We start from the raw sequence: 8,190 nt of genomic DNA on the forward strand, positions 1-8,190 counted from the left end.
GGCTTTTTTTATGGCTTTATCAACATGTAATTGCTTTATTCCCGAAATAAGGCAGATAAATTGTAATTTGGTATTTGCAATGAAAAAACGAATCCTCACCTCACTGATGCTCGCTTGTATGAGCCTTGAATTACTGGCACAAACCAGTGTTTCGGACAGCACCGTTGTTAAGGCCGAAGATGTTGCTTCCAATCCCGCACCGGCTGAGGGAGGGGGACATAAAATGCTCTATTTTGCCATTGCCGTAGTAGTGGTTGGGGCATTGGTTATGATTAGAGAAAACAAAAAAAACAAATCGACAGATCATGAATAAAATCATTTTCTCAGGACTATTTTATTTCTTTTTTGGTGCATTACTTATTTCCTGCGGAGGAGAAAGTAAAAATGAAGAAATCAAAAAAGATACAGTTGCCAACCATACTGAAAAGTACAATCCCGCAAAAGGAATGAGTGAGGGGATGAATATTACTTATTATCCCAATGGACAATTAAAAATGAAAGGGGAAGTGCTGCAGGGAAAACGTCACGGTATCTGGACCACCTGGTATGAAAACGGAATGAAGTGGAGTGAAAACGAATACAACCTTGGAGCCTTGGATGGTAAAACCGTGAGTTACTACAAAAACGGTCAGGTGCATTACATCGGATATTACCGTGGCGATAAAAAGAATGGAAAATGGACCTTCTTCGACGAACAAGGAACCATGACCAAGGAAGAGGAGTTTAAATAAATGATTCCAAAGGAGACAGTTGAATTAATAACGGAAACCGCTCGCATTGATGAAGTGGTTGGCGACTATGTATCCTTAAAAAAAAGAGGTGCTAACCTGATGGGGCTTTGTCCCTTTCACAATGAAAAAACGCCTTCGTTTACTGTTTCTCCTGCAAAAGGAATTTACAAATGCTTTGGTTGCGGTAAAGCCGGCAATTCGGTCAACTTTATTATGGAGCAGGAACATGTTTCCTATCCGGATGCTTTGCGTCACTTAGCCAGAAAGTACAACATCACCATTGAGGAAGAACAACGAAGTGTAGAGGAAATACAACAGGAAAGTGAAAAAGAAGCTTTATATGTAGTTTCACAATACGCGCAAAAACACTTCACACATAATTTGATGGAAACCGAAGAGGGTCGGTCCATCGGTTTATCTTATTTTAAAGAAAGAGGTTTTTCCTTACCCACCATTGAAAAATTCCAACTGGGATTTGCCATTGATTCGTATGAAGATTTATTGGTGCATGCAAAAGAAAATGGTTATAGCATCGATTTATTGGAAAAATGCGGTTTAATAAAAACGCGCGACGATGGAAAACAATTTGATTTCTTCAGAGGAAGAGTCATTTTCCCCATTCATAATGTAACCGGTAAAGTAATTGCATTTGGCGCCCGTACATTAAAAAGCGATAAGAAGGAACCGAAATATTTAAATTCTCCCGAAACTGAAATCTATGTAAAGAGCAATATTCTCTATGGAATATCCTTTGCAAAGCGAGCCATCATATCGAATGATAATTGCTTTTTGGTGGAAGGTTATACGGACGTGATTTCACTTTCGCAAACCGGGATTGAAAATGTGGTGGCTTCAAGTGGTACATCTTTAACCACGGGACAAATCCGACTGATAAAACGCTATACGCAAAACATCACCATTCTTTACGATGGAGACAGTGCCGGTATTAAGGCATCGTTCCGTGGAATTGATATGATTCTGGAAGAAGGAATGAATGTACGTGTACTTTTATTCCCCGATGGAGAGGATCCGGATTCATATGCCAGAAATCACTCCACCGAAGAAGTTCACCAATTCATCCGTGAGCATTCTGAAGATTTTATCCTTTTTAAAACAAAAATTCTACAACAGGAAGCCGACCAGGATCCTGTAAAAAAAGCAGCATTAATCCGCGATTTAATTGCAAGTATTGCATTGGTTCCCGATGCCATTACCCGTTCGGTTTACATTAAAGAATGCAGCAAGCTGTTTGAAATTGCTGAACAAACGCTCATCAATGAGCTGAACAAATTTCGTCGCACAAAATCTGCCAAAGAAAGCGGCGCAGATTTGCCCTATACGGAAATACCGGAGAAGAAACAGGAAGTCACCCGTGAGGAAGAAAGCGTTAATGAATTATTGCCCCAGGAAAAAGATTTAGTCCGCATCCTGCTCAATTATGGCGAACGCGATCTGGAATATGAGATAACCGTTACCGAAGAAGAGATTGGTCCCGACGGAAAACAAAAAATACATAAGGAGATTTTGCAGACAACGGTGGCGGAATTTATTGTTCACCAATTACTGAGCGACGGACTCGAATTTGAGCAAAGCGAATTTGCAGCGATACTAGGCGACTATGCGCTTGCGCTGGAAGGCGGATTAATTTTAAAACAAAATCACTTTTTACAACAGGCAGAAGAAATCGGTAAAACGGCAGTTGATCTGGTTGTAACCCCTTATTCGCTCAGTGCAAAATGGCGCGACAAGCACATGATTTTTACAAAGCTGGAAGAGGAAAAATTATCCTACATGGTAAAAAATGCCGTGTACTCCTATAAATTAAAAAAAGTAATGCAGTTTATTCAGAACATTCAGAAAAAACTGAAAAACGACATTACAGAAGAGGAAGTCAATCAATTACTCGAAGATCAGATGGCTTTATTTGAGGTAAAGAAAAAACTATCTGAGGAATTGGGAAGAGTCATTATCCGCTAATGCTAAGTTATCCCATCATAACATTCAGTTCTGATTTTAGTATTACTATACTAAATGTCATTTTATTTCTATTGTTATGGATATTATCCCGACTGGGAAGAAAACATGCGAAAGATTTAGTGCGTCCCTTTTTTAAAAAGGAAAAAATAAAAGTGGGCGACCGTGAACTGGCCACCATCACGCTGGTGAAACAATTCATTAATATTCTCGCCATTGTTTTAGCCATTGAAAGTTTATCGGTCAATAATAAAAATGTCGGCTTTACCGAGTTATTGGAATTCGATTTGATTCGTATTGACAAATTCCACATTTCGATTTACAATATTTTATTGGTAGCCATTTTTGTGATTAGTGCGCGAATTTTAACCTCCACCATTCGTATTTGGGTATTGCGAAGCGTAAAAGAAGAACGTGAATCGCAGAACAAAGCACATACGATGATTCGTTTGCTGCAATATTTCATTTATACGCTGTTTATTGTTCTGGCCATTCAGAGTTTTGGAATCGACATTACCATTCTGATTGCATCGTCTGCTGCTTTATTTGTTGGATTGGGATTAGGTCTGCAAAAAATATTCGCCGATATCATTTCCGGCTTTATTTTATTGTTTGAAGGAAGTATTAAAATTGGTGACGTAGTAGAAGTTGACAAAATGATGGCCAAAGTGATTGAAATCAACATCCGCACTTCCACTGTAAGAACCCGCGATGGAAATTACCTGATAATTCCCAATTCGAAACTAACCTCCGAAAACCTGAACAACTGGTCCTACAACCAAAAATCCACCCGTTACTTTATTCAAATCTCCACAAAAAATGAAACTGATCCGGAACTAATCCGATCGCTATTATACCAATGTGCATTGCAACATCATTTAATCGATAAGAAAAAACCGATCCAGGTATTTCTCGAAGATTTTGGCGATAGCAGCATTAAATTTCAATTGAGTTACTGGACCTCTCACGCCTGGGAAGTACAGCGCATACAAAGTGATCTTCGTTTTTTAATCGACAAATCACTACGCGCAGAAGGAATTCATCCGGTGGCTTCGAATAAGAAAGGAGATGAGCAATGAGGTGGATGAATACTTTACTATTAGCATTATGCTCCCTCTTTGCGTTGGCACAAACAGGAGAAATTGAAAAGCTGGAAAAGAAATTAAAAGCGGCCAAAACAGAAAAAGAGAAATTAGAAATCAGCGTTACGCTTTCTAAAACCTGGCTGATGGTTGATTTCGACAAAGGAAAAAAAATGGCCGAGACCGGTTATCAGACTGCCATAAAAATTAAAAACAAAGATTTAGAAGGTCAGTTTTTAAATGTCCTGGCCATAGTAGAAATGTATTCGGGAAATACCGATTCTGCGTTTGTTCTTTTTAGAAAAGGGATTTCGACTTCCCGCATTGCAAAAAACAAATTAACCGAAGAAAAGATTTATGCCAACATGGGTAGTCTTTTCGAATTTATAGGAGAATACGATAGCGCATTTTATTATTTCGACCGATCATTAAAAATGTCGATCGCCCGAAAGGATACGGTTTACATTGCAGACACCTATAATAGCATTGGATTATCCTATTCCAATATTGGACAATTCGATTCTTCCTACACCTACCTTCAGCGATCCTATCAGTTGTACCAGTTGATCGGGAAAAAAGAAGGAATGGCAGATGCAACTTTTAATATTGCCAACATCTATTTTTACCAGAACAAATTCAATAAATCACTCGACCTGTTTATTGAGGCTCGCGATATTTACGACAGCTTACATGTAGAAAATAAAGCTTCGCAAGCAAGGATGAACATTGCACAAATCATGTTCAATTCCAAAAAGTATGAAGATGCACGAAGAGAACTTTATGTCATTCTTCCTGTTTTTAAACGCTCCGAAAACAACCATGATCTGGGGAATGTCCATTTCATTCTTGCCAACACGTTCGAAGAAGAACAACAATACGATAGTGCCAGCTTCCATTATCAGAAAGCACAGGAAGCTTTCCGGAAAGCAGAAGATAAAAACGGATTGGGATCGGCATTATCCTCCATGGGTATTATGCTCTTGCACCAGGGGAAAACGGATGAAGCAATTGTGTTTTTTAAGGACGCATTAAAAAATAAAATTCAGGCGCAGGACCCCGAAGGAATGGGAGCAATACATAATGGATTATCCGAAGCCTACCAACGCAAAAAACAATTTGATTTAGCCTTGTATCATTGTTTGGAAGGAATAGGATACCTGGAAAAAACGGGAGCAAAAGGCGGACTATCTCAAATGTATCTCCGGGCGGCGGATTTGAGTCAGGAACAAGGAAATTTTGCGAATGCTTACGGTTATATCCGGAAACATTTAAGTCTTAGAGATTCACTGGAAAGTGAAGAAGACCGAAATGCATTAGCAAAACTGGAAGCGCAATACAACACCAAAGAAGAAAAAAATAAAAACGAATTATTGCGTCAACAAAATCTCGCTAAGGATGCAGAAATAAAACTGAAAGATGAAGAGGAACATAAAAAGAACATTCTTCTTTATGGTGCATTAACCATTGTTTTGTTATTTGTTGTGTTACTCAGCATTATTATCCGCGCCAACCGGCAGCGAAAACGAGCGAATGAAATTCTGGCCATTCGCAACGAAGAAATTATACGTCAAAACACCAACATCCTGCTTCAAAAAGATATTATTGAAGAAAAACAAAAAGAAATTACCGATTCCATCAATTATGCAAAACGAATTCAGTTTACGCTTTTAGCACATGATGCATTGATGAAGGAGCACTTGCCTGAACATTTTGTTTTATTTCTGCCTAAGGACATTGTATCGGGTGATTTTTACTGGGCAACACATACTGAAAATGGAAAATTCTTTATGGCCGTTTGCGACAGTACCGGACATGGCGTTCCCGGAGCTTTTATGTCGCTGCTTAATATCTCATTTCTCAATGAGGCCATCAATGAAAAACACATCCACGATCCCGGTAAAATACTGGATCATGCAAGAGCTAATCTGATTGAACATATTTCACAACAGGGACAAAAAGATGGAATGGATGGCGTTGTTTTTTGTTGGGATAAAAAGAACCTGATCTATTCCGCCGCACACAATAATCCAATAATCGTGCGACAGGGAGAAATTATTGAACTAGCCGCAGATAAAATGCCGGTTGGAATGGGCGAACGCGAAGATCCGTTTAGCACTCATTCACCCGAATTGAAAAAGGGCGACATGATTTATTTCTTTACCGATGGATTTGCCGATCAGTTTGGTGGACCAAAAGGGAAAAAGTTCAAATACTCCAATTTCTATCAGTTACTCGCTTCCAATGCAGAACTCTCCTGCACCGAACAAAGCCAAAAACTGGAGCATGAATTTAAGTCCTGGAAAGGTGACCTGGAACAAATTGATGATGTTTGTGTACTCGGAATGAGAATATAATCATCTGATTTTCAATATGTAAAAATTATTTTGCTCTTCGCTGTAACAAGTGACTCACTTGTTCGTCCTACCTTTAACGTTGCAAAATGACTACTTCGGAATACAATAAAAGTGTAGATCAGTTTTCGGACAATCTCTATCGCTTCGCCCTCAAGAATCTGAGAGATGATGATAAGGCGAAAGATATTGTTCAGGAAACGTTTATGCGCTTGTGGACGAAAGTAGAAGATGTTTCTTTTGAAAAGGTAAAGTCCTATCTCTTCACAAGCTGTTACCATGCGATCGTGGATTTAAGTCGCCGCGAAAAAAAGCAAGGTGAATACAATGAGACCACCGTTAGGAGAATGGGTCACAATGAACAGTATTCCGATCTAAAAGAAATATTAAATGAAGCCTTAACCCGATTACCGGAAATTCAGCGTTCGGTAATTATGCTTCGCGATTATGAAGGATACAGTTATGAGGAGATTGGTGAGATTACCGGATTAAATGAATCGCAGGTAAAAGTTTACATCTTCAGAGCAAGAAAATTTTTAAAGGATTACATCGGATCCATGGAAAGTGTGATATAAATGGAAATCAACAGAAACAATTACGAAGCTTGGTTCCTCGATTATATAGAGGGAAATCTTTCTACGGAAAGAGAAGCAATGCTTTTGTTGTTTCTGGAGCATAATCCGGATTTAAAACAGGAACTCGAAGGCTTTGAAATGATTTCACTGAGCGATGATCAACCTTCATTTGAATTAAAAGATACCCTGAAAAAAACCGATGAAAAAACACTGGAACGTTTTGAATCTTTAAGCATCGGCTCCCTTGAAAATATAAATTCGGCTGAAGAAAGCGATGAGTTAAACCGCATGCTCAAAGAAATGCCGGCACTGGAAAAGGAACTTCTTCAATTTTATAAAACAAAAATCCAGGCTGAATCAGTTTCTCTTGATGAAAAAGAATTGTATTTAAAAAATACATCCTTATTTCAATCCGCCGCTTCCAATCGCGATTTATTAATTATTGGTTTTCTCGAGGGGTGGTTTACAGAATCGGAAAACAAAAAAATTGAAAAACACTGTAAAGAAAACACTGAGCTCGGTGCATTACTTAGTGCTTATTCCAAAACCAAACTATCGAAAGAAGAAGTAGTTTTTTCAGATAAAAATTCGCTGTATAAAAAAGAAGGAAAAATTGTTGTATTCCAGCGGTCCACCCTTTACAGAATTTTTGCCGCTGCTGCGGTGGTTACCTTAATCTTCACACTGTGGCCGAAGCAGGATGAATATAAAAATGAACTTTCTGCTCAAAAGAAAAACAACACCATTCCAGCGGAAGACAACAGAGACTCCCTCCCAATGAATACCACTGAATGGTCGACCGAAAACAATCAGTTTGCCGAAAGCAATAGTATTCGTTCTAAACAGAATCCGATCAATAAACAACAGCATGTTGCCGTTAATGAAAATCCGATTCAGGAAATTGCCAACGAAGACCGGAAAGAATTGAAGGATACAATTATTACTACACATTCACCACAGGAAAATGTTGCCCAACAAAATAATCCGAAAGACAGTGCTGCGGTAAACGTGCAACAAACAACCGAAGATCTGGCCCTCCAAAACAATGCGAATTCAAACGATGAGTTCATGAGTGTTGGAGAATACCTGAAGAAAAAAACGAATGAAAAATTATTCGGTAAAGAAGAGGTGAATAAAAACGATGTTCAACAAAGCATCAGCAATACCGCCTCTAAAATTACAGGAACCAATGTTGCCTTTGCTTCAAATGCGGGCGACGAATACAAAGAGACCTATTTCGAGATCGGAAAATTCTCTTTTCAGCGAAAAACAAAAAAATAATTTTTTGGCTGTAACATCTCAGGGACTTGTTCGTCCTACATTAAAACAAACGAAATCTCTTTTGAAACGATACGACGAGAAATCGTCACTAAAAAACGAACACCATGAAAACGAAAAACACATTTGCCACTTTAGTTATGAGCTGTCTGAGTGTGATGGCAATGGCACAGGAAGTACCAACTCCACCCGAACCGCC

General features: G+C 38.7%; 7 protein-coding genes. All 7 read left to right on the forward strand.

Features of this window, described 5'->3' with window-relative positions; translation table 11 throughout:
• The first annotated feature begins 79 nt into the window (after positions 1 to 79).
• The 7 genes from K1X56_08745 to K1X56_08775 all read left to right on the forward strand — a co-directional run bounded on the left by K1X56_08745 (position 80) and on the right by K1X56_08775 (position 7,994).
• The gene (locus K1X56_08745) at positions 80 to 313 is read left to right on the forward strand and encodes a hypothetical protein (protein ID MBX7094795.1); all 234 of its coding nucleotides are present in this window, start codon (positions 80 to 82) and stop codon (positions 311 to 313) included.
• Positions 306 to 731: a hypothetical protein gene (locus K1X56_08750; protein MBX7094796.1), complete on the forward strand. Its 426-nt coding sequence runs from the start codon at positions 306 to 308 to the stop codon at positions 729 to 731. Before K1X56_08745 ends, K1X56_08750 begins: the two co-directional genes overlap by 8 nt.
• Positions 732 to 2,708, forward strand: coding sequence for a DNA primase (dnaG, locus tag K1X56_08755; GenBank protein MBX7094797.1), 1,977 nt, complete (start codon positions 732 to 734; stop codon positions 2,706 to 2,708).
• Entirely contained in the window at positions 2,708 to 3,784 is a 1,077-nt protein-coding gene (locus tag K1X56_08760; GenBank protein MBX7094798.1) for a mechanosensitive ion channel, read from the forward strand. The genes dnaG and K1X56_08760 overlap by 1 nt, the downstream gene beginning before the upstream one ends.
• Positions 3,785 to 3,789: 5 nt before the next feature.
• Complete coding sequence (locus K1X56_08765) at positions 3,790 to 6,141, forward strand: tetratricopeptide repeat protein (protein MBX7094799.1); 2,352 nt, start codon at positions 3,790 to 3,792, stop codon at positions 6,139 to 6,141.
• A gap of 86 nt (positions 6,142 to 6,227) precedes the next feature.
• Positions 6,228 to 6,713: an RNA polymerase sigma factor gene (locus K1X56_08770; GenBank protein MBX7094800.1), complete on the forward strand. Its 486-nt coding sequence runs from the start codon at positions 6,228 to 6,230 to the stop codon at positions 6,711 to 6,713.
• Positions 6,714 to 7,994 carry a hypothetical protein gene (locus K1X56_08775; protein ID MBX7094801.1) on the forward strand — a complete coding sequence of 427 codons (1,281 nt, stop codon included), beginning with the start codon at positions 6,714 to 6,716 and terminating at the stop codon, positions 7,992 to 7,994.
• The last annotated feature ends 196 nt before the right edge of the window (positions 7,995 to 8,190 follow it).

It is taken from the genome of Flavobacteriales bacterium, assembly GCA_019694795.1.
Classification (GTDB): Bacteria; Bacteroidota; Bacteroidia; order Flavobacteriales_D; family UBA2798; genus UBA2798.

Bases quoted from the DNA above. Each gene is read 5' to 3' on its own strand.
- K1X56_08745 (MBX7094795.1), top strand. From the start codon at position 80: ATGAAAAAACGAATCCTCACCTCACTGATGCTCGCTTGTATGAGCCTT.
- K1X56_08775 (MBX7094801.1), top strand. From the start codon at position 6,714: ATGGAAATCAACAGAAACAATTACGAAGCTTGGTTCCTCGATTATATA.
- K1X56_08750 (MBX7094796.1), top strand. From the start codon at position 306: ATGAATAAAATCATTTTCTCAGGACTATTTTATTTCTTTTTTGGTGCA.
- dnaG (MBX7094797.1), top strand. From the start codon at position 732: ATGATTCCAAAGGAGACAGTTGAATTAATAACGGAAACCGCTCGCATT.
- K1X56_08770 (MBX7094800.1), top strand. From the start codon at position 6,228: ATGACTACTTCGGAATACAATAAAAGTGTAGATCAGTTTTCGGACAAT.
- K1X56_08765 (MBX7094799.1), top strand. From the start codon at position 3,790: ATGAATACTTTACTATTAGCATTATGCTCCCTCTTTGCGTTGGCACAA.
- K1X56_08760 (MBX7094798.1), top strand. From the start codon at position 2,708: ATGCTAAGTTATCCCATCATAACATTCAGTTCTGATTTTAGTATTACT.